Source organism: Cohnella sp. GCM10027633 (genome assembly GCF_042675445.1).
Classification (GTDB): domain Bacteria; phylum Bacillota; class Bacilli; order Paenibacillales; family Paenibacillaceae; genus Cohnella.
This window is the reverse complement of sequence record NZ_JBHTGV010000008.1, coordinates 92,908-112,027: the sequence shown is the minus strand read 5'-3', so window position 1 is coordinate 112,027 and position 19,120 is coordinate 92,908. Positions and strand designations below refer to the sequence as shown.

Annotated in this window: 18 protein-coding genes; 1 reads left to right on the top strand and 17 read right to left on the bottom strand. The window is 56.7% G+C overall.

Features of this window, described 5'->3' with window-relative positions; translation table 11 throughout:
• Nucleotides 1-10: 10 nt before the first annotated feature.
• From phoU to ACFQZG_RS18285, 13 genes are all read right to left on the bottom strand, one after another.
• Nucleotides 11-670 (bottom strand): phosphate signaling complex protein PhoU, encoded by a 660-nt coding sequence (phoU, locus tag ACFQZG_RS18345; protein ID WP_378155093.1) that lies wholly within the window; start codon nt 668-670, stop codon nt 11-13.
• Nucleotides 671-694: 24 nt separating this feature from the next.
• Entirely contained in the window at nt 695-1,456 is a 762-nt protein-coding gene (gene pstB / locus ACFQZG_RS18340) for a phosphate ABC transporter ATP-binding protein PstB (protein ID WP_378155091.1), read from the bottom strand.
• A 31-nt stretch (nt 1,457-1,487) separates the two neighbouring features.
• On the bottom strand, nt 1,488-2,246 hold the full coding sequence (gene pstB, locus ACFQZG_RS18335; RefSeq protein ID WP_378155090.1) for a phosphate ABC transporter ATP-binding protein PstB: 759 nt from the start codon (nt 2,244-2,246) through the stop codon (nt 1,488-1,490).
• Between the two features lie 15 nt (nt 2,247-2,261).
• The gene (pstA, locus tag ACFQZG_RS18330; protein WP_378155088.1) at nt 2,262-3,149 is read right to left on the bottom strand and encodes a phosphate ABC transporter permease PstA; all 888 of its coding nucleotides are present in this window, start codon (nt 3,147-3,149) and stop codon (nt 2,262-2,264) included.
• Nucleotides 3,146-4,048, bottom strand: coding sequence for a phosphate ABC transporter permease subunit PstC (gene pstC / locus ACFQZG_RS18325; protein ID WP_378155086.1), 903 nt, complete (start codon nt 4,046-4,048; stop codon nt 3,146-3,148). The genes pstA (ACFQZG_RS18330) and pstC (ACFQZG_RS18325) overlap by 4 nt, the downstream gene beginning before the upstream one ends.
• A gap of 68 nt (nt 4,049-4,116) precedes the next feature.
• On the bottom strand, nt 4,117-5,028 hold the full coding sequence (locus tag ACFQZG_RS18320) for a phosphate ABC transporter substrate-binding protein (protein ID WP_378155084.1): 912 nt from the start codon (nt 5,026-5,028) through the stop codon (nt 4,117-4,119).
• 136 nt (nt 5,029-5,164) lie between these two features.
• Complete coding sequence (gene pstA / locus ACFQZG_RS18315; RefSeq protein ID WP_378155082.1) at nt 5,165-6,031, bottom strand: phosphate ABC transporter permease PstA; 867 nt, start codon at nt 6,029-6,031, stop codon at nt 5,165-5,167.
• Nucleotides 6,031-6,993: a phosphate ABC transporter permease subunit PstC gene (gene pstC / locus ACFQZG_RS18310; protein ID WP_378155081.1), complete on the bottom strand. Its 963-nt coding sequence runs from the start codon at nt 6,991-6,993 to the stop codon at nt 6,031-6,033. The genes pstA (ACFQZG_RS18315) and pstC (ACFQZG_RS18310) overlap by 1 nt, the downstream gene beginning before the upstream one ends.
• A gap of 79 nt (nt 6,994-7,072) precedes the next feature.
• Nucleotides 7,073-7,927 (bottom strand): phosphate ABC transporter substrate-binding protein, encoded by an 855-nt coding sequence (locus ACFQZG_RS18305; protein ID WP_378155079.1) that lies wholly within the window; start codon nt 7,925-7,927, stop codon nt 7,073-7,075.
• Nucleotides 7,928-7,958: 31 nt separating this feature from the next.
• Nucleotides 7,959-9,323 (bottom strand): hypothetical protein, encoded by a 1,365-nt coding sequence (locus ACFQZG_RS18300; RefSeq protein WP_378155077.1) that lies wholly within the window; start codon nt 9,321-9,323, stop codon nt 7,959-7,961.
• Between the two features lie 193 nt (nt 9,324-9,516).
• A complete protein-coding gene (locus tag ACFQZG_RS18295) occupies nt 9,517-10,653 on the bottom strand; it encodes a Gfo/Idh/MocA family protein (protein WP_378155275.1) in 1,137 nt (378 codons plus the stop codon).
• A 20-nt stretch (nt 10,654-10,673) separates the two neighbouring features.
• Nucleotides 10,674-11,636 carry a sugar phosphate isomerase/epimerase family protein gene (locus ACFQZG_RS18290; protein WP_378155075.1) on the bottom strand — a complete coding sequence of 321 codons (963 nt, stop codon included), beginning with the start codon at nt 11,634-11,636 and terminating at the stop codon, nt 10,674-10,676.
• 126 nt (nt 11,637-11,762) lie between these two features.
• Nucleotides 11,763-12,842 (bottom strand): Gfo/Idh/MocA family protein, encoded by a 1,080-nt coding sequence (locus tag ACFQZG_RS18285; RefSeq protein ID WP_378155073.1) that lies wholly within the window; start codon nt 12,840-12,842, stop codon nt 11,763-11,765.
• Nucleotides 12,843-12,966: 124 nt separating this feature from the next.
• On the opposite strand from ACFQZG_RS18285, the gene ACFQZG_RS18280 reads away from it, so the two are divergent.
• Nucleotides 12,967-13,836 (top strand): AraC family transcriptional regulator, encoded by an 870-nt coding sequence (locus tag ACFQZG_RS18280; RefSeq protein WP_378155071.1) that lies wholly within the window; start codon nt 12,967-12,969, stop codon nt 13,834-13,836.
• A 55-nt stretch (nt 13,837-13,891) separates the two neighbouring features.
• Here the strand turns inward: ACFQZG_RS18280 and ACFQZG_RS18275 are convergent, their stop codons facing one another.
• The 4 genes from ACFQZG_RS18275 to ACFQZG_RS18260 form a co-directional block, all read right to left on the bottom strand.
• Complete coding sequence (locus ACFQZG_RS18275; RefSeq protein WP_378155069.1) at nt 13,892-16,237, bottom strand: ABC transporter permease; 2,346 nt, start codon at nt 16,235-16,237, stop codon at nt 13,892-13,894.
• Nucleotide 16,238: 1 nt separating this feature from the next.
• The gene (locus ACFQZG_RS18270; protein ID WP_378155068.1) at nt 16,239-17,006 is read right to left on the bottom strand and encodes an ABC transporter ATP-binding protein; all 768 of its coding nucleotides are present in this window, start codon (nt 17,004-17,006) and stop codon (nt 16,239-16,241) included.
• Between the two features lie 120 nt (nt 17,007-17,126).
• A complete protein-coding gene (locus tag ACFQZG_RS18265; protein WP_378155066.1) occupies nt 17,127-18,386 on the bottom strand; it encodes a HAMP domain-containing sensor histidine kinase in 1,260 nt (419 codons plus the stop codon).
• A complete protein-coding gene (locus ACFQZG_RS18260; RefSeq protein WP_378155064.1) occupies nt 18,383-19,078 on the bottom strand; it encodes a response regulator transcription factor in 696 nt (231 codons plus the stop codon). Before ACFQZG_RS18260 ends, ACFQZG_RS18265 begins: the two co-directional genes overlap by 4 nt.
• Nucleotides 19,079-19,120 lie beyond the last annotated feature (42 nt).

Sequence of the window (19,120 nt, the reverse complement as noted above, 5' to 3'; positions counted from 1 at the left end):
GCCTATCGCCCTATTGGTTCAAATCCGGTCGTTTGCCCGTCACGAGATACACGACGCTCTCGCTGATGTTCGTCGCGTGATCGGCGATTCGTTCGATGTAACGGCCGACGAAGCTGAGCAACATGGCCTGTCCGACCGTCTTCGGATTCTCGACCATAAGCGAGAACAGCTCGCGAATGATCTGGGAATACAGCGCGTCGACCTGATCGTCGTCCTTCGCGCTCTTGTACGCGAGGTCCACGTTCTCTTCTAAGTACGATTGGACGGATTCCGAGATCATTACGCTAACGATATCGGCCATTCGCGGCAAATCAAGCAGCGGCTTGATCAGCGTCTGGCCTTCCAATCGAATGGCGACTTTGGCAATATCGACCGACAAGTCGCCCATGCGCTCCAGATCGGAAGAAATCTTGAACGCGATCAGAATCCGGCGCAGATCTTTGGCGACCGGCTGCTGGGTGGCGATCAACTTCGCTCCGAGTTCGCTGATCTTCTCTTCCATGAGGTTCAATTCGGGGTCGGCCTTCACGATCCGGCGCGCTGAATCCGCGTCGATGCTCTTCAGCGCTTCCATCGAATCTATCAACGCCGATTGCACTCTCGCGCCCATCTCCGCGAGAATGGACTGCATTTCTTCCAATGCGAGGTCGAACTCTTTGCGTTTAACCATTTTATCCCGTGTCCCCTTCCGGAATCAGCCGAAGCGTCCGCTAATGTAATCTTCCGTGCGTTGGTCCGTCGGATTGGAGAACAGCTTCTCCGTCTCCGAGTATTCGATGACTTCCCCGTTCAAGAAGAATACGGTTTGCTGAGAGACGCGCGCCGCTTGGTGCATGTTGTGGGTAACCATGACGATCGTGTAGCGATCCTTCAGCTCTTGCGCCAGCTCCTCGATCTTGAGCGTGGAGATCGGATCGAGCGCCGAAGTCGCTTCGTCCATGAGCAGGATGTCGGGCTCGACCGCGAGCGCGCGGGCAATGCACAGACGCTGCTGCTGACCGCCGGACAGACTGAGGGCGGAACGTTTAAGATGGTCCTTCACTTCTTGCCACAATGCCGCGGAGCGAAGACTCGTCTCGACGATTTCGTCCAGCTTCTTCCGATCGGTGATGCCATGCAGGCGCGGTCCGTACGCAACGTTGTCGTAGATCGACTTCGGGAACGGATTCGGCTGCTGGAACACCATGCCTACTTTTTTGCGAAGAGTCTCGACGTCCACTTCTCCACCGTAAATGTTCGTGCCCGCGATAGCGACGGATCCTTCGATCCTGGTGTCCGCGATCATGTCGTTCATTCGGTTCAAAGTACGGAGCAACGTAGACTTCCCGCAGCCGGACGGACCGATAAAGGCCGTGATCGCCTTCTCCGGAATATCCATGGTCACTTTCTTCAGCGCGTGGAAATTGCCGTAGTACAAATCCAGATCGTTAATGTCGATGATTGCTTGGGCACTCATGGTTCCAATCCCCTTATTCGAAAGGATATAATCAACCGAAACGACCCGATATATAGTCGCTCGTTTCCGCCTTCTTCGGATCCGTGAACATTTTGTCCGTCGAATCGTACTCTACGACTTGCCCGGTGAGGAAAAACGCTGTTTTCTCGGACACCCTGGCCGCCTGGTACATGTTATGAGTGACGATGACGATGCAGAATTCTTGCTTCAGCTCCGCGATCAGTTCCTCGATCTTCGCCGTCGATACAGGATCTAGGGCGGAAGCCGGTTCGTCCATCAGAATGATATCGGGCTTCACGGCGATGGAACGCGCGATGCACAGCCGCTGCTGCTGTCCGCCTGACAAAGCGAGCGCGGATTTGTGAAGACGGTCCTTCGTTTCCTCCCACAACGCGGCTCTCGTCAACGATTCTTCGACGATTTGGTCAAGCTGCTTCTTGTTCTTGACCCCATGGTAACGCGGGCCGAAAGCGATGTTCTCGTAGATCGATTTGTGAAAAGGATTCGGACGCTGCCAGACCATGCCGATCTTCTGGCGAAGCGCGACGACGTCCGTTGCCGGCGAGTTGATGTCGCGGTCTCGAATCCATATTTCTCCCGTGACCTTGCAGCTGGGAATGAGATCGTTCATCCGGTTCAAACTCCGGAGGAACGTCGATTTGCCGCAGCCCGACGGACCGATTAGCGCAGTAACGCCTTTGGCCGCGAAATCGAGCGTAACGTTTCTGACCGCCGTGTGCTCCCCGTAACGAACGCTTAAGTTTTTAGCCGTCAGGGCGATTTCTCCCATTCGAGTCCCTCCTCCTTATTTCGTAGCCGTGAATTTGCGGTGCAAGTATCTGCCGAGCATCCGGGCGCCCAGATTGAAGGCGAGAACCAGAATGACGAGCACGGCCGAAGCGCCCGCGGCGATTTCCGGCGTGTCCGGGGCGATCCCCTCGGAGTTGACTTTCCAAATATGAACGGCCAGCGTTTCCGCCGGACGGAACGGATTGAGCGGCGACATCGGGCTGAGCGGATTCCAGTTCGAGAAGTCCAGTCTCGGGCTGCTCATGCCGGCCGTGAACATCAAGGCAGCCGCTTCGCCGAAGATGCGTCCCGCGGACAGAATCGTGCCCGTCAGGATAACGGGAAGCGCGACGGGGAGCATGACCGAGCGGATCGTCTTCCACTTCGTTATGCCTAGCGCGAGGCTCGCTTCCTTCTGCTGAATCGGCACCCCTTTCAATCCTTGCTCGGTGATGCGCACCATCAGCGGCAGGTTGAATACGGTAAGCGCGAGCGCGCCCGAGAACAACGAGAACCCGAAGTCGAAGAAGTTAACGAACACGAGAAGGCCGAACAAGCCGACGACGATAGACGGGAACGACGACAGTACTTCGACGACGAGGCGGATGAACGCGGTGACCTTGTTCGGCTTCGCGTATTCGCCCATGTAGATGCCTGCTCCGATTCCGATCGGAATCGTAATGATCATCGTCAACACCAGAAGGAACACGGAGTTGAACAATTGAGGTCCGATGCCGCCGCCTTCGCGGATCGTTTGCGGAGCGGAAGTCAGGAAGTCCCAGCTGATATGGCTTACGCCCCGTACGAGGATGTAGCCGAGCAAGCTCGCCAGCAGAACGACGATGAACGCCGCGATACCGATGAAGACGCCTGTCGCGATTTTATCGACGGTTTTGGCTTTCACAGCTTCGATCTCCTTTCCAGCGCGCGGATGATGAACACGAACACGAACGTCATCATCATCAGGATCAGCGCGAGCGACCACAGCGCGTTGTTGTGCACGGAGCCCATCGCCGTGTTGCCCATGCTCAGCGTAATGGCGCTCGTCAGCGTGGAAGTCGATTCGAACAAGGAATGCGGGATGTGCGGCGCGTTGCCGATGACCATCTGAACGGCGAGCGCTTCGCCGAACGCCCTTGCGATGCCGAGCACGATGCCCGTCATTTGAGCGGGCAGCGTCGTCGGGAGAACGATGCGGTATATCGTCTGAAAACGGGTGGCGCCAAGCGCGTACGAGCCTTCTTTGAGCCCGGACGGCAACGCGGCCAGCGCATCCGTTGCGATTGTCGTAATCGTAGGAAGAATCATGACGGCAAGCACGACCGCGCCTGCCGCGATACCGATGCCTTGGCCGGGGAACACGTCCCGGAAGAAGGGAACGATAACGCTAAGACCGACGAATCCGTACACGACGGAAGGAATGCCTGCGAGCAGCTCGATAACCGGCTGCATGTATTTACGCCCGAACTTCGGGGAGATTTCAACCATGAACACGGCAGCGCAGAATCCGAGCGGAGCCGCGATAATCGCCGCGAGAATCGAAGTGCTGAACGAACCGAAGATGAACGGCAGCGCGCCGTACAGCGGAATGTCCGCTTCCGGCTTCCATTTGGCCCCGGTGAGGAAATCTCCGAGATTAACGCCGTTAACGAAGAAGGTGGCAAGACCTTTCGAGGCGACAAAGTAAACCATCGAAAAAATCGTGATGACAAGGAACAGAATGCAGATGAAGGTATATACCTTTCCGACCCATTCCTCCGCAAGATGCAGCTTTGCCTCTTGTCGTTCGTAAGACCCGGACATAAATCTCTCCCTTTACGCAGGCAGTCAAGGAGCGAATCGTCCACCCCTTGACTGGGCCATAATATTGATTACTTCGTCACGTTGCCTTCCCAATCGCGCTTCACTTGCATTTTACCGGTCGGGATATATCCGAGCTCCACGACGTCGCCGTTCTGTACTTCATCGCTCAGCATGAATTCGAGGAAAGCTTTAACGGCGCCGGTAGGCTCGCCTTTCGTGTACATGTGCTCGTATGCCCAGATCGGATAAGTGCCGGTAGCGACGTTATCGACGGTTGCTTCCACGCCTTCGTATTTCACGGCTTTAACCGTGTCGTCCAGGTAGGACAGCGCCAGGTAGCCGATCGCTCCCGGGGTTTCGCCTACGAGCTTCTTAACCGTACCGGAGGAATCTTCTTGAATGGAGCCTTGAAGATCTTCCGTCTTCTCTCCGAGCGCGAACTTCTCGAACGTGGCGCGCGTGCCGGAACTTGCCGGACGGTTAATGATTTGGATCTTCGCGTCTGCGCCGCCGACGTCTTTCCAGTTCGTAACTTTGCCCGTGAAGATGTCGACCAGCTGTTGCTTCGTCAAGTTGTCGACCGCGACGTCGGGATTGACGACGGCGGCCATCGCGACGACCGCGACTTGGTGATCGACCAGCTCCGCGGCTTTGTCCGCATCGAGCTTCTCTTCCGCGAACGGGTCGGAGTTGCCGATATCCGCCTGGCCTTCGGACACTTGCGTCAGGCCGGTGCCGCTGCCGCCACCTTGGACTTGAATCGACACGCCGGAATGCTTATCCATGAACTTCTGGCCGGCTTGTTCTACTAGTTTTTGAATCGCGGTCGAGCCCGTGGCTAGAATCGATCCTTTCAATTCGCTCCCGGCCGATTCGCTTGCTCCGCCGTTAGAGGCGCTATTGCCGTTATTGTTGTTTCCGCACGCCGCCAGGGACAATGCCAGTACGATAGCCATCGAGGTAAGAAGCAGTTTTTTCATTTCAGTAGGTTCCCCTTCCAAAACTCTTTTTATTTTTTGCTTACGAGATTCATTGTAGAATCCGAACGTTAAACGGAGGTCGTAGTTTTGTTAACGCTGTGTAAAATCCGTCTTGCGAGCGACTTCGTTTCGATTCCTATTTCCTCTTCCTTGCGCTAATCCACATAGGGACTCTGAATAATACGTTAATCATCAGCACGACGAACAGGAGCACGGCCGCGGACTTGTCGGAGATGCTCACGGCGTCGGGAACGATCGCCTCCGACTGCACGTACCAGAGATGAACCGCCAACGTCTCGCCGGGCGACAACAGATTGAAGTCCCACATGACGCCGGACGTCGTTACGCCCGCCGTCAAGATGATAACCGCGCTCTCCCCGAACGCTCTGCCGGCCGTCAAGCAAATGCCCGTGATGATTCCGTTCAAGGCCACGGGGATCAGCACGCGGCGAATCGTCTGCAGGTGCGTCGCGCCGAGCGCGAACGACGCGCTGCGAAGCTCTCTGGGCACGGCGCGGATCGCTTCTTCCGTCACGCGCGTCAAGACCGGCAAGTTGAGGAACGCCAAGCTGATCGCGCCGCCTATAATCGTCAGACCGATCTGGAACGTCTCCACGAATAGCGCGATACCGAACAATCCGAAGATTATCGAAGGCACGGACGCGAGCGCTTCGACGCATACGCGGACGACTCCGATCAGCTTGTTGTCCGGCGCGAATTCCGCCAAGTAAATGCCGGCGGCCATACCGAGCGGTATCGAGACGATGAGCGAGATGATCAGCAAGTAGAACGAGTTGAACAAAGCGGGGCCGATGCCGCCGCCCTCTTCGATCTCGCTCGGCAAGCCGACGATGAAGTCCCAAGTCAGGCTCGGCATGCCCTTCTCGAGAATGAGGAACAGCAATCCGAGTATGAATAGCACGACGATACCCGATATACCCCAGACGACGCTCGTGAATATCCGATTGTTGACGCGGTTGATCGTTCTGCTCGCGTTCCCCATTATTGCGCCCCCTTACGCTGCAACAAGCGTACGATGATGATCATAATCAGCGAGATAATGAGCAGCAGGAAGCCCATCATGTACAGCGCGTAGTTCCAGGTCGAATCGAACGGAACGTTGGCGATCTGCATGACGATGTTGCTCGTCAGCACGGAAGTCGGCTTGAACAACGCGTCGGCGAGCTGCGGCGTATTGCCGATGACCATGACGACGGCCATCGTCTCTCCGATCGCTCTCGCCATGCCGAGAATGACGCCGTACATAATGCCGCTTCGCGCCGCCGGTATCGTCACGCGGTAGATCGTCTGGAATCGCGTCGCTCCGAGCGCGTACGAGGCGTCGCGGAACTTCGGCGGAACCGCGCTGATCGCGTCGTCGCTAATGCGGCTGATCGTAGGCAGAACCATGATCGTCAAGACGATCGCCGCCGCGAGAATGCCGTCGCCCATGTTCGTGCCCGTAACGTCCCGAAGCAGCGGAATCAAGAGCGTCAGCCCGAGGAAGCCGTAGACGACGGAAGGGATGCCGACGAGCAGGTCGAGCACCGGACGAAGCATGTCGCGCAGCCATTTCGGCGCGAGCTCGGACAGGAACACCGCGACGATCAGAGACAGCGGTATCGCCATCAGCAGCGTCAGCATCGTAAGCGCGAACGTGCCGAAGATGAAGACGAACGCGCCGTAGCTCTCGGTCTCCGGCGACCAGTCCGTCGAGAAGAAGAACGTCTTAAGCGAGACGGTTTCGAACGTTAATACGCCCGTGCGGAACATGAAGAATAGAATAGAGAACAGCACGAGGCAGACGAAGATCGCACTAGAGATGCAGATGATCTTGAACATGCGATTGTAGAAGTAAAGCCGGTTTTTGCGGTCGAAGCGACCGCCCGTGCCGGATTTGATGCTTCTTCCGAGATCGCCGGGCGCGGCGACCGGGAGGGGTCGTTCAGTCGACGAGAGTTCCATCGCTCGTTATCTCCTTCCACGAAGAAACCAGCCTCGCGCGATGCGCGCGACGCTGGCGGCTTCCGATATAATAAAGTTTTTACTTCTTAAGCGCGGACAGCGGGAGGAACTTCAGCTTCTTGAGGGAGCCGTTCTGGAACTTCGCGCTTTGGATGTACTCGATGAACGCTTTCGTGGCTCCCGTCGGTTGGCCCTTCGTCATATAGTAGCCGTAGCCCCATACTTTGTAAGTGCCGTTAACGATGTTCGCTTCCGTCGCAGCGGCGCCGTTGATTTTGAGCGCCGTCATTTTGCTCGTAACGTACACGAGGTCGATGTAGCCGATCGCGTTCGGAGTCGTCTCGACGGCCGTCTTCATGTCGCCGCTCGATTTGACTTCTTTATAGTTGCTGCCTTTGCTGATGAAGTCCGTGCCGTTCAGTGCTTTCATCTGGAAGTTGACGCGCGTGCCGGAACCGAACGCGCGGTTGACGACGATAATGTCGGCGTCCGTGCCGCCTACGTCTTTCCAGTTCGTTACTTTGCCGGAGAAAATATCTTGCAGTTGCTTCGTCGTCAGATCGTCGACTTTTTGGTTCTTGTTGATGACGGCCGCGAACGGGATGATCGCGACTTTGTGCGCGACTTGACCTTCGAACTTCTTGAAGCCCGGCACGTCCGTCGAAGCGTCCCAGTCGACCGCGCCGATGTCGGCGATGCCTTTGCGGACCGATTGCGGGCCCGTGATGGAGCCTGCCGCGGAAGCCGAAATTTTCACTTTCGGGTTAAGCTTCTGGAATTCGTTCTTCGCTTGAAGCGTGAGCGGAAGAAGCGCGGAAGAACCGTTGATGACGATGCTGCCTTTCAGCGTGCTAGCCGCGCTTGCCGTGGAGACGGCGGTCGTTGCGAGCGCCACGGCCATGGCGACGACGGACATTTTTTTGAACCATTTCATATTCGTTCAATCTCCTTTTAATGGGTGTTTATTAGTTGGTAGTCGGTTTCCAGTGGCCGTCCACGTTGACGAACACGCGGCCGTTGTCGACGATCGCGAGCGCGCCGTTCTTGGCGATCACGTCCGTTACGTCGGCGGATACGGTATACAGAAGCTTGCTGTTGCCTGCGGCGTCCACTTCGTAGATCGCTTGCTTGTCGCCTTCGCCGGCCGTGAGCAGAATCAAGTTGCCGCCCGATTGCGTCGCTTCGTAGATGTCCGCTTTGTCGAACACCGTCTTCACCGTTTTGTCTTTCGCGACCGATACGAGCGTGGATACCGCAGCGTCGTCGGCGCCTACGTTAACGAACGTTACCGAACTTCCGTCCGCCGCCGGAGCGAAGAATACTTTGTTCGTCGCCGTCGAAGTCAGTTGCACCGCTTTGTTGTCCTTCACGGAAGGGTCGACCGTGTAGGCGAATACTTGCGGTTCGGTGTTCTTCGTGTCGATCGTGACGTCGTCGTTCTCGACCGGTTTGTTGGCATCGGCCACGACGGCGCCCGGCTTCGTTACCGTATAAGTGAACGTTTTGCCGTCCGTGGATACGCCCAGATTCGCTTTGTATTCGACTTTGTCGTCGAATACCGTGGAGATTTTCTCGAGTTCCAGATCCAGCTTAGCGACGACCGTCGCTTTGTCGCCTTGCAGGAAGTAGATCGTCTTGCTGTCCGACGACCATACGAGCTCCGGCTTGATGTTCGTGTCCGCGCTTACCTTGAACGTCAGGCGGGAGTTCAGCTCGATCAGGTAGATCTCGCCCGCGTCGTTCGTGTAAGCCGCGACGTGTCCGTTCGGAGCCACGACGAGATCGGATGCGCCGGCCGCCAAGCTCAGCTTCACGTAGCTGCCCAGCTTCGCGTTGACGAGGTAATCGACGCGGCCCTCTTCCGTATCTTGAGAAGCGATCAAGCGGTTGCCGTCCAGCCATTGAACGCGGTCGACGGAGCCGAGCAATTGAGCGTCGATCCAAGTCGCTCCCGTAGCGTCGGACTCGATCAGCGCGCCGAGCGTTTGCACGAACGACACGAGCTCGACGTAAGGCTTGCCTGCGACCTTCGTGACGTTCTCGTTCAATTTCAGATCCAAGCTATTTCCGTTCAAAGTGACCGTGTAGCCGTCGCTTCTTGCATCGACGCTTGCGCCCAGCTTGCCGCTAAGCTCCCAGAGGGATGCTTGCGTTTTCCCATTCGCGACGAACGTATGGATGTTAGCCGACACTCCGTTGATGGTGTAGGCCGTGCTTACGACTTCGATCGCTTTCGTTGCTGGATCCGATGCGGCCGATACCGCGCTAACCGTCGTTGCGAGAGCTGCTGCCGCGACTGCGGTTACGATAGACGCTTTTTTAAGAAACATCGACTTCGATCACCCTTCTGATAGTGGTAGATTTTTCTTACTAGAATTGAGTATAGTTGCCTATTGTAAATGCCGTGTCAACACATCGTAGCGGGATTGTTAAATCTGGGCGGGACTTTCGGACAGCAAAAAAGCCTGCTCTCGCGCCGGAAGGCGCTCGAGCAGGCTTGGATACTTCCGATATACAGTTGGTTTACACTTCGTCGACGTTCACCCAAGCGCCGCGTTCGATCGACAGGTCGACCGCTTCGAGCACCTCTTGGCATTTCACGCCGTCGTAGAACGTCGGAGTGAACGGGGAATTCGTCGTCATGTGCTGCACAAATTCGTACACGATGTGGACGAAGGCGTGCTCGTAGCCGATAATGTGACCGGTCGGCCACCAGTTGCCGGCGTACTTGTGCGAAGGCTCGGTCGCCATAATGCGGCGGAAACCGGCCAAGTTCGGCTCGTCTTCGCGGAAGTACACTTCGAGCTCGTTCAGCTTCTCGAGGTCCCAACGAATGGAGCCCTTGCTGCCGTGAATCTCGAACGTGTTATGGTTCTTGCGGCCCGCGGCGAACCGGGAAGCCACGAATACGCCCATCGCGCCGTTCTTGAAGTCGGCCAGGAAGCCGGTCGCGTCGTCTACGGTCACTTCGCCTTTCTCGGTCGCGGAGCCCGAACCGGACAAGCCCGCGGATCCGGTCAAGATCGGACGTTCCTTCACGAACGTGCGGTTGTGGCCGACGACGCGGTCGAATTCGCCGATCAGGAAGCGAGCGAGGTCGATGCTGTGCGCGTTGATGTCACCGTGCGCGCCGGAGCCCGCGACTTCCTTCTTCAAGCGCCACGCCAGCGGCGTGTTCGGATCGACGAGCCAGTCTTGCAAGTACGTCGCGCGGTAGTGATGGATTTCGCCGAGGCGGCCTTCGTCGATGATTTGCTTCGCGAGCTGTACGGCCGGCAGGAACCGGTAGTTGAAGCAGATCGCGTGCTTGACGCCCGCTTTCTCCGCCGCCGCCAGCATTTCGCGTCCGTCGGCGAGGTTCAGCGCGAGAGGCTTCTCGCAGAATACGTGCTTGCCGGCGGCGATCGCCGCGAGCGTAATTTCCTTGTGCGCGTCGCTCGGCGCGTTGATGTCGACGAAGTCGATATCTTCGCGAGCGACCATTTTACGCCAGTCCGTCTCGTACGTTTCCCAGCCGAACTTCTCGGCCGCGTCCTTGACGCCTTGCTCGTCGCGTCCGCAGATCGCCTTCATGACGACGTCCGCTTCCGTATCGAAGAACATGCCTACGTCTTTATACGCATGGCTGTGGGCTTTGCCCATGAACTTGTAGCCCACCATGCCGACGTTGATCTTATTCTTTACGCCCACCACATTTCACCCGCGCTTTCCTTCAGAATGAGCGAATTGAGGAAGGTCGCCGCTTTGTTGAAGCCTTCGTTAACGCTCATGATGCCGTCTTCGTGCTCGATGCTGATCGTGCCGTCGTAGCCGACGAGGCGCAGCACGCTTACGAGATCTTTCCAGAACTCGTCGTCGTGTCCGTAGCCGACCGTACGGAACACGAAGGAACGGTTCAGAATGTCGCCGTAATGCTTCGTATCGAGTACGCCGTTAAGCGCCACGTTGCGCTTGTCGATCTTCGTATCCTTCGCGTGAACGTGGTAGATGGAGTCGCCGAGCGCCTTGACGCACTCGATCGGATCCATGCCTTGCCAGAACAGGTGAGAAGGGTCGAAGTTGACGCCGATATTGTCGCCCGCTTCGCGGCGAAGGCGAAGCGCCGTCTCCGTGTTGTAGACGAGGAAGCCCGGATGCGCTTCGATCGCGACGCGTACGCCGTGCTCGCGGCAGAACGCGGATTGCGCCTTCCAGTACGGAATCGCGATTTCGTTCCATTGCCATTCGAGGATCGTCAGGAAGTCTTCCGGCCATGGGCAAGTGACCCAGTTCGGATATTTGGAATTCTCGGAGTCGCCAGGACAGCCGGAGAACGTGATGACCGTATCGACGCCGAGCTTGCCGGCCAGCTTGACCGTCGCGACGAAGTCGTTATGGTGAGCGTCCGCGAGCTCTTTGTTCGGATGCAGCGGGTTGCCGTGGCAGCTGAGCGCGCTGATCGTCAGACCGCGGCTGTCGACCGCGTCCTTGATTCGCTTGATCGCCGCTTCGTCGTTCACGATCGCTTGCGCGTTCACGTGGGCCGTTCCCGGGTATGCGCCCGTTCCGATCTCCACCGATTGGAGTCCCGCCGCTTTGGCGGTGTCCAGTGCTTGTTCGAACGATTGTCCGCCGAACAGTACGATAAATACGCCAGACTTCATGGATTGATCCACCGAACCTTTCGTTATAGATTAATGCCTGCTACGACGCCACCGCATTATGTACGCGCGTTCATCATAGACTCATCCCTAGTTTACATGAAAACGCCAACAGAATCTAATGAAATCTTAGACGAAGCTGATCGCTTGCCCTTTGTCCGATGATTCGTAGATCGCCTCGAGGATCTGTTGAACGACGAGCCCTTGCTTCGCGGTCACGACCGGAGCCTTGTCGTCCAGAATCGCGTTGATCCACGCGCGGGCTTCCATCTCGGCCGCGTCGTCCGGCGTCGAACCGCCCCATCCCGCGTAACCGGACATTTGCACTTCCTTCGTGTACAAGCGGCCGTGCTCTTCGCCGTTCACGCGAAGGATGCCCTTGTTCATGTCCGCGCCGGCTTTCGTTCCGGCCAGCGTAACCTTCGCTTCGTCGCCGTCGAGCACGTTGAGCGCCCAGCTGGACTCGAGCCATACGGTCGCGCCGTTCTTCATCGTGATCATCGCGAACGCCGAATCTTCGACGGTGAACTTCGACGGATCCCACGGTCCCCACATGTTCGCACGGCTGCCGTGCTCCGCCAGCTTGCGATACGACGTGCCGAGCACGTGCTTCGGCTCGTAGTTGTTCATGAACCAGAGCGCCAGATCGAGCGCGTGCGTGCCGATGTCGATCAGCGGACCTCCGCCTTGCTTCTCGAGATCGAGGAATACGCCCCACGTCGGAACCGCGCGGCGGCGAACGGCGTGCGCCTTCGCCATGTAGATCTCGCCCAGGTCGCCCGCTTCGCATGCTTCGTGCAGCCAGCGGCTATCCGCGCGGAACCGGTTCTGGTACGCGATGCTCAGCTTCTTGCCCGTGCGCTCCGATACTTCAAGCATGCGCTGCGCGTCCACGGCCGTTTTCGCCATCGGCTTCTCGCATAATACGTGTTTGCCGTGCTCCATCGCGGCGATCGACAATTCCGCGTGCGTGTCGTTCGGCGTGCAGACGTGCACGACATGGACGTCCGGGTCGCGAAGCAGCTCGTACACGTCGTTGTAGATGCGCGCTTCCGGCGTTCCGAACTTATTTTTCGCCTCTTGGGCGCGATCCCACGAAATATCGAAGAACGCCACCACTTGCGCTTCCGGGATTTTGGCGAGGGATGGAAGATGTTTCCCCATGGCGATACCGCCGCAACCGATCATTCCTACGTTAACTTTTGTCAAAATGCTTGTCCTCCTTGCGGGTTTGCAGTATTCATTCTACAATTAGTTTATCATATTTCATTTGGATTCCCATCCGCCCTGATGGGACGATTATATGCGATTTAGCCATCGGAGGATGAGAACCGTGCAAGCCGTCAGAGAGAAGATCGATTACGAGAACCCGTTGCTCTCGCTGAAGATATGGCGGTCTACGCGCAGCGAGGTCGGCAATATCGCCTGGCACTATCACCCCGAGTGCGAGCTGATGCTCGTGACGTCGGGCAGCATGGATATCGATCTCAGCGACGAGACGTACCCGCTCAAGACCGGCGACGTCGTCATCCTCGGCAATTCGCAGCTGCATCGGGACCGCAACACGGGCGAATTCCTCGATTACATCGTGCTGCAGTTCGATCTGAACACGTTCTTCGACCAGAGTACGATTCCCTACTTGCAATACTTTAATGAGACGAAGGTGCCGCTCAGCACGATGAATTACGTCTTCCGGGAGAATCCGCAGGCGAACGGGGAAGCGGCCGAGTGCATTCGTCAAATCCTGAAAGAAGCGATCGAAAAAGAAAGCGGTTACGAGCTTGCCGTCAACCTGCTCATCAAGAAGCTGCTGCTCATTCTGATCCGCAACGACAGCCGCGGGCTGCTCGCCGACCAAGACCGGGTCGAACGCATCCGGCTCAAGCCCGTGCTCGATTACGTCGAATCCGCCATCTGCGATCGCATCGCTGTCGAAGACGCGTGCAAGCTCGCCAACATGAGCTACTATTACTTCGTGAAGTTTTTCAAGAAGATCATGGGCATGTCGTTCACCGAATACGTCAACTTCCGGAAGATCAAGCGCGCCGAGCTGCTGTTGCTCACCCGCGACCTGAGCGTCACCGAAGTCGGCGACCAGATCGGCATGGCGAACATGGCCCACTTCTATAAGATGTTCAAGCGCTTCAACGGCTGCTCGCCGAAGGAGTTCCAGCGCAAGATGCTCGCTTGGGGACGCAGGTAAGACGAAAGCCGCCCGTTTCGGATGAAGTCCGAGACGAGCGGCTTTTCCTATTCCGTTACTCCGTAATCAAGCCATACGCCGTAATTCGTTTGATTCTTCGCGCCACCAGCATCGATACGAAGTACGCTAGCGCGACGAGACCGGCGCACAACGCTGCCATTACGGGGATTTTGACGATAAAAGAGACTTTCTGAACGCCGCCTCCGGCCATCAGCATCGCTAGCATCTTGTTCGTGTACAAGCAGCCGAGCGCGCCCCCGACGGCGACGCCGAATACGATGACCGGCATGAAGCTATACGCGATCTGCGACTTGAGCTGGAACGTCGTGTATCCCGTAGCCTTCATGATGCCGAATTCTCTCTTGCGCTTGAGGATCATCGTGCTGATGACCAAGTACAGAATCAATGCGACGACGAACGCCGTGATCGTCAGAATGAGCGCCATCACGACGAACAACGCGGACAGCATGGCTTTGCTCTGGCTTTTGATCAGCTCGTCGACGTCCATGACATCGTCGAGTTCGCTCCCATACTTCGCCTTAACGTCCCGGATGAAGCTTGCGTTGTCGGAGCCGTCCACGTACACGTATAGCGAATCCGGCTTATAATCGGGCATGACCTGCAGCATGCCCGGTATCGTCACATAGGTCGCTTCCCCCATGTTGTTCATGTATTGCGTCATGCCGGTGATCAACATCGGGCGGGACGCTTCTCCGGACGTAAGCGTAACCGTATCCCCGACGCCTTTATCGAGCAGTTCGGATACTTTCAACGATAGCGATAGCTCGTTGTCGTGCTTCGGATGTCTGCCCTCGATCAGCATCGAATTGTTCAGCTTGCCGAAGTCGTCCACGACGTTAACGTCCAAGAGCCGGTCGTCGATTTTCGCCGACGTCATATCGAACAACACCGTTTTCGTCACGCGCTCCATCTTCTCGATATCGGCCTTCAAGCGAACCATATCCGCCGCTGGCTTCGCGTTGACGCCCACGTTGTAAGTTTCCGCCCCGACGAGATGAAGGAACGCCGTTTTATCCTGCGACACGTTGTAGAACAGCACGATCGAGAATACGGACGCGAACGTCACCGAGACGATGATCAGCGCGATCATGACGTTCTGCTTCATGTTCGCGAACATCGTTTTTAAGGCCAAGAGAAACTGCAGACCGCCTTTGGCGCTCTCGAGCGGGAAATAATTTTTCTTCGCGCTGTGAGTCGAAAGTCCGCCTCGCAACGCCATGACCGGATGAAGGCTCCGTATGCGCAAGGAGGTAATGAGGACGACCGACGCCACCAAGACGAAGACGATCAGCACGCTGGCGATTTTGGGAATGGCATCGAAGCTTGGAATCGTGATCAATCCGGTGAAGGACGTAATCATCCGGCCGAATATCGATTGAATCGCCGACGAAGCCGATGCGCCCGCCGCTCCGGCCGCTAGAACGATCATCATGAACTGCAACGCGATGGACGCGATAATCTGCCTTGTCGTATACCCTAACGCTTTGAGAACGCCGATATTCACGATGCCGTCGTTAATCATATTCGTTACGCGGAACTTGATCACGATAAGCGATACGCCGACGATCAGCGCCGCGAACAGAACGAGAATCATCGCGATGATGTTAATCGATATCGAGTTGCCGTCCTTCGAGGTCTGAACGTCTATCGCGAACAATTGTCCGGCATTCATGGCGATGGCCGTCTCTACGAACGTCTCTTTGAAATCCGCGAGCATGGAAGTCGACTCGCCGGAATCGCCGACGGTAACCGACAGCATCGTGCCGTTCGCGGATGCGCCTATCCGATCCGCCAACGCAGAGAATGAGTTGCCCGGCATCCAGAACTTCATGGCCCCCATATTGTTCGTGCCCATCATCGTCGATTCGAAGAATCCGGCGATCCGGAACGCGAACGGCCGATCTTGGAAGGTGATCGTTAATGGATCTCCTAACGCGTATCCTCCGCTGCTTTTGAAGCTGTAAGAGACGTAAATATCTTCTTGGCCGACGTCCGCTAGCTTCTCCGCCAGCATCAAGGGCTTCCGCTTACGTTCGCTGTCCGCGTTCAGCAACGCGATGCCGCGCATCGCCTCCGAGTCTCCGTAAGCGAACTTCGCCATGGGCAAGTATAGGGCCGGCAGCGTTTCGATCTCTTTCACGCCGGCTATCCGTCGGAAGTACGCTTCATACTCTTGCTTATAGTGCGCCTGGTCCGCAACGATGCTTATATGGGGATCGCCAAGCTGCGCGACCTTATCGTCGTAGAAGGAGGACATCCGGGAAATGACCGATATGCCCGTACTGAGCAGCATCGTTGCGATTACGATGAGGAGCATGAGCGAGACGGTCGCGCTTTTGCTCTTCCGGATATTGGCCCATGCCAGCTTCGCGAGCTTCATCCTACCACCCCATATCCTTAAGGAACGCCGTCAATCGCTCATAGCGCGACGGATGGCTTGCCGGTTGATACGGATCGAGCCGCAAATCCCCTCCGATGACGCCGTCTCGCAAATAGAGCACGCGATTGCCGCGCAACGCGGTTCTCATATCGTGCGTGACCATGACGATGCTCTGTCCGGACTCGTTAACGCTCGTGAACACGTCCAGCGCGCCGTCGCCGGAAGCCGAGTTGAGAGCGCCCGTCGGCTCGTCCGCGAATACGATACGCGGGTCGTTGATCAGCGCTCTAACGATGCCTACTCGTTGCGCTTCGCCGCCGGACAGCTGCGAAGGGAACTTATTCCACAGCGCTTCGCCGATTCCGACTTTGACCAGCAACGCTTTGGCTTTGTCGACGATATCGCGTCTGTTTCCGCCAGGCAGCATGCCGCTCGCGAGCACGTTGTCGAGCACGCTCATGTTATCGAGCAGATGGATTTGCTGGAACACGAAGCCGCAATGGTTTCTTCTGAATTTAGCCAGCTGGTCGTTGCTCAGCTCCGCGATGTTCTTCGTCCCGTAACGAATGGCGCCCAACGTAGGCTTATCCATCCCGCTGAGCGCATACAGCAACGTCGATTTGCCCGAACCGGAGCTGCCCATGATGACCGTGAAGTCGCCCTCCATGAGCGTAATATCCACATTTTTGAGCACGTGCTGCTGCACGCCTCCGCTGGAAAACGTCTTGCAAAGCTTCTCCGTTTGCAACAAAACTCCTTGCATCCCCATCACCCGTCCTTCCTATTCAAATAGACCGTGAACCTTCTCACGGTCCTAGCATACAACAACGTTTCTTAGCCGATCTTTGCGCAATCCTTAACGGATTCTTAATTATTGCGCGATAACCGGTTAAGCAATCTTGAGCTTCACGGTTACGGTGAAGCCGTCGACGCGATTGCGGCAAGCGATGTCGCCTCCCATGCTTCGAAGAAGATATCGCGAGATGTACAAGCCTAGACCGGTCCCGCTCCTCCCCTCGGCATTGTGGCCGCGGTAAAATTTGTTGAACAGAAGGGGCATTTCGTCTTCGTCCACGCCCGGTCCGAAGTCCATGACGCTAATCTCCAAATAACCGTCGGCGATTCGGGATTCGATCGTAATCGGAGTGTCCGCGTACTTGTCGGCGTTACTGACGATATTGTCGAACACTTGCTGCAAACGGGCGATGTCCGCCAAGATCAAACAAGGCGGAATCGGACCGCGGCTGATTTTATCGTAATAGTCGACGTTCGAGACGATATCGGCGACCGCGCTGCTTAATTCCTCGGTCACCGCGACTTTCAGTTGCTGCATCTCCTCGAGCGTCGCATGGAACATATCGGTAATGAGAAGGTTGATTTGGTCGGCTTTGGAGCCTATCAAGTTCAGCTGCTTGATCGTTTTCTCGTCGGTCGCTTTGACGAGCATGAGCTCGCTTACCGCCTTGATAGACGATACCGGCGTCTTGATATCGTGGCTTAAGCTCGCGACGAGTTCTTTTTTGCTCCGGTTCGCTTCGTATTCGCTCCGTCTCGCCGAAGCCAATTGCTCGCGCATCAGATCGAAGCTTTCCGTGAAAGCGCCGAACGGATTGTTCGCGCTCGCCCGCAAGGGGATGTCCAAGTTGCCTCTGGCGATATTCGCCGCGAAGCTACGCAGCTGCTTGAACGGCCGGAAGACGGTACGGTGCAAATAGTACGCGTAAATCGCGCACAGGATCGCCAGCAACGTAAAGGCAACGAATATCGTCATCGCCAGCCGCCGCTTATCCTGTCCGTAAGCATGCTCATCGTCGCTCGGCAGGACGACTTTGCCGACGATTCGCCCGTCGATCGTAACGTCCGCGATCGCGCTGCGATTCCGAATCGCGTCGTTCAAGTTGCCGAACGCTTCGGGCGAAGTCTCGAATCGGACGTTGCCCATGTTGTCTATGATCGCGAAGGGCTGCCGGATATCCGCGAAATCCGTACGGTCGAGCCGGTCCCAGTTGATCTCTGCCGTCTTCGCAAGCTCGTTCACGAGCACGATATCGACTTGCGGTTCTCCCTTCGTTCCGATCGTCCTTACCGACAATAGCAAGCCGGATAGGAAGATCGCCGCGACGAGAACCGCGATCCACCGCGCCTTCATTCGCCGGGATCCTCCAGTACGTAGCCTCTTCCCCAGACGGTTCTGATCCATTGCGGCTCGTTCGGCTTCCGCTCAATCTTCTCCCGCAGATGTCGGATATGCACGTTCAGCGTGCCGTCCCCGACGAACGAGTCGCCCCAGACGTTCCGGAACAGCTCCTCCTTCGGAATAATCCGGTTCTTGTTCATCGCCAGATAATGCAGCAATTTATATTCGAGCGACTTAAGCTTCACGTCTTCGCCGTTCGCGCGCACGCGGCCAAGCGCGGGATCGATGACGACGTGGCCGAATTCGATCGCCGCTGCCGAAGGACTCGAAGCGGCCTGATTCCCGTACCGCTTCAGCATCGCCTTCGCTTTGGCGAGCAGAATGCTTAGAGAGTAGGGCTTCTGCACGTAATCGTCGCCGCCGATGTTCAGCGCGATCAAGACGTCGTCTTCGCTGGAACGGGCGCTTATGAATATAATCGGGATCTGCGTCGTCTGTCTTAGCTTCTTGCATAAGTCGAAGCCCGAATCTTGACCCAGATTGATATCGAGCAGAAGAAGCGAAGTCTCGTGCTCCCGCACGAATCGCAAGCATGCTTCCGCGTCGGTCACGAAGGCGGTCTTCACCTCGAACATATTGAAGTATTCGTTGGTCGTCTCCGCGAGCGCGACCTCGTCATCCACGATCAAGCAATCGTATCTCATCGTATGCTCCGTTTAGAAGAAGAATGGGAATAGCCCGTAACT

What these genes read in the sequence shown, in the direction of transcription:
- phoU (WP_378155093.1), bottom strand. Translation starts at nt 670, where the DNA reads ATGGTTAAACGCAAAGAGTTCGACCTCGCATTGGAAGAAATGCAGTCC.
- pstB (WP_378155091.1), bottom strand. Translation starts at nt 1,456, where the DNA reads ATGAGTGCCCAAGCAATCATCGACATTAACGATCTGGATTTGTACTAC.
- pstB (WP_378155090.1), bottom strand. Translation starts at nt 2,246, where the DNA reads ATGGGAGAAATCGCCCTGACGGCTAAAAACTTAAGCGTTCGTTACGGG.
- pstC (WP_378155086.1), bottom strand. Translation starts at nt 4,048, where the DNA reads ATGTCCGGGTCTTACGAACGACAAGAGGCAAAGCTGCATCTTGCGGAG.
- ACFQZG_RS18320 (WP_378155084.1), bottom strand. Translation starts at nt 5,028, where the DNA reads ATGAAAAAACTGCTTCTTACCTCGATGGCTATCGTACTGGCATTGTCC.
- pstA (WP_378155082.1), bottom strand. Translation starts at nt 6,031, where the DNA reads ATGGGGAACGCGAGCAGAACGATCAACCGCGTCAACAATCGGATATTC.
- pstC (WP_378155081.1), bottom strand. Translation starts at nt 6,993, where the DNA reads ATGGAACTCTCGTCGACTGAACGACCCCTCCCGGTCGCCGCGCCCGGC.
- ACFQZG_RS18305 (WP_378155079.1), bottom strand. Translation starts at nt 7,927, where the DNA reads ATGAAATGGTTCAAAAAAATGTCCGTCGTCGCCATGGCCGTGGCGCTC.
- ACFQZG_RS18300 (WP_378155077.1), bottom strand. Translation starts at nt 9,323, where the DNA reads ATGTTTCTTAAAAAAGCGTCTATCGTAACCGCAGTCGCGGCAGCAGCT.
- ACFQZG_RS18295 (WP_378155275.1), bottom strand. Translation starts at nt 10,653, where the DNA reads ATGGTGGGCTACAAGTTCATGGGCAAAGCCCACAGCCATGCGTATAAA.
- ACFQZG_RS18290 (WP_378155075.1), bottom strand. Translation starts at nt 11,636, where the DNA reads ATGAAGTCTGGCGTATTTATCGTACTGTTCGGCGGACAATCGTTCGAA.
- ACFQZG_RS18275 (WP_378155069.1), bottom strand. Translation starts at nt 16,237, where the DNA reads ATGAAGCTCGCGAAGCTGGCATGGGCCAATATCCGGAAGAGCAAAAGC.
- ACFQZG_RS18270 (WP_378155068.1), bottom strand. Translation starts at nt 17,006, where the DNA reads ATGGGGATGCAAGGAGTTTTGTTGCAAACGGAGAAGCTTTGCAAGACG.
- ACFQZG_RS18265 (WP_378155066.1), bottom strand. Translation starts at nt 18,386, where the DNA reads ATGAAGGCGCGGTGGATCGCGGTTCTCGTCGCGGCGATCTTCCTATCC.
- ACFQZG_RS18260 (WP_378155064.1), bottom strand. Translation starts at nt 19,078, where the DNA reads ATGAGATACGATTGCTTGATCGTGGATGACGAGGTCGCGCTCGCGGAG.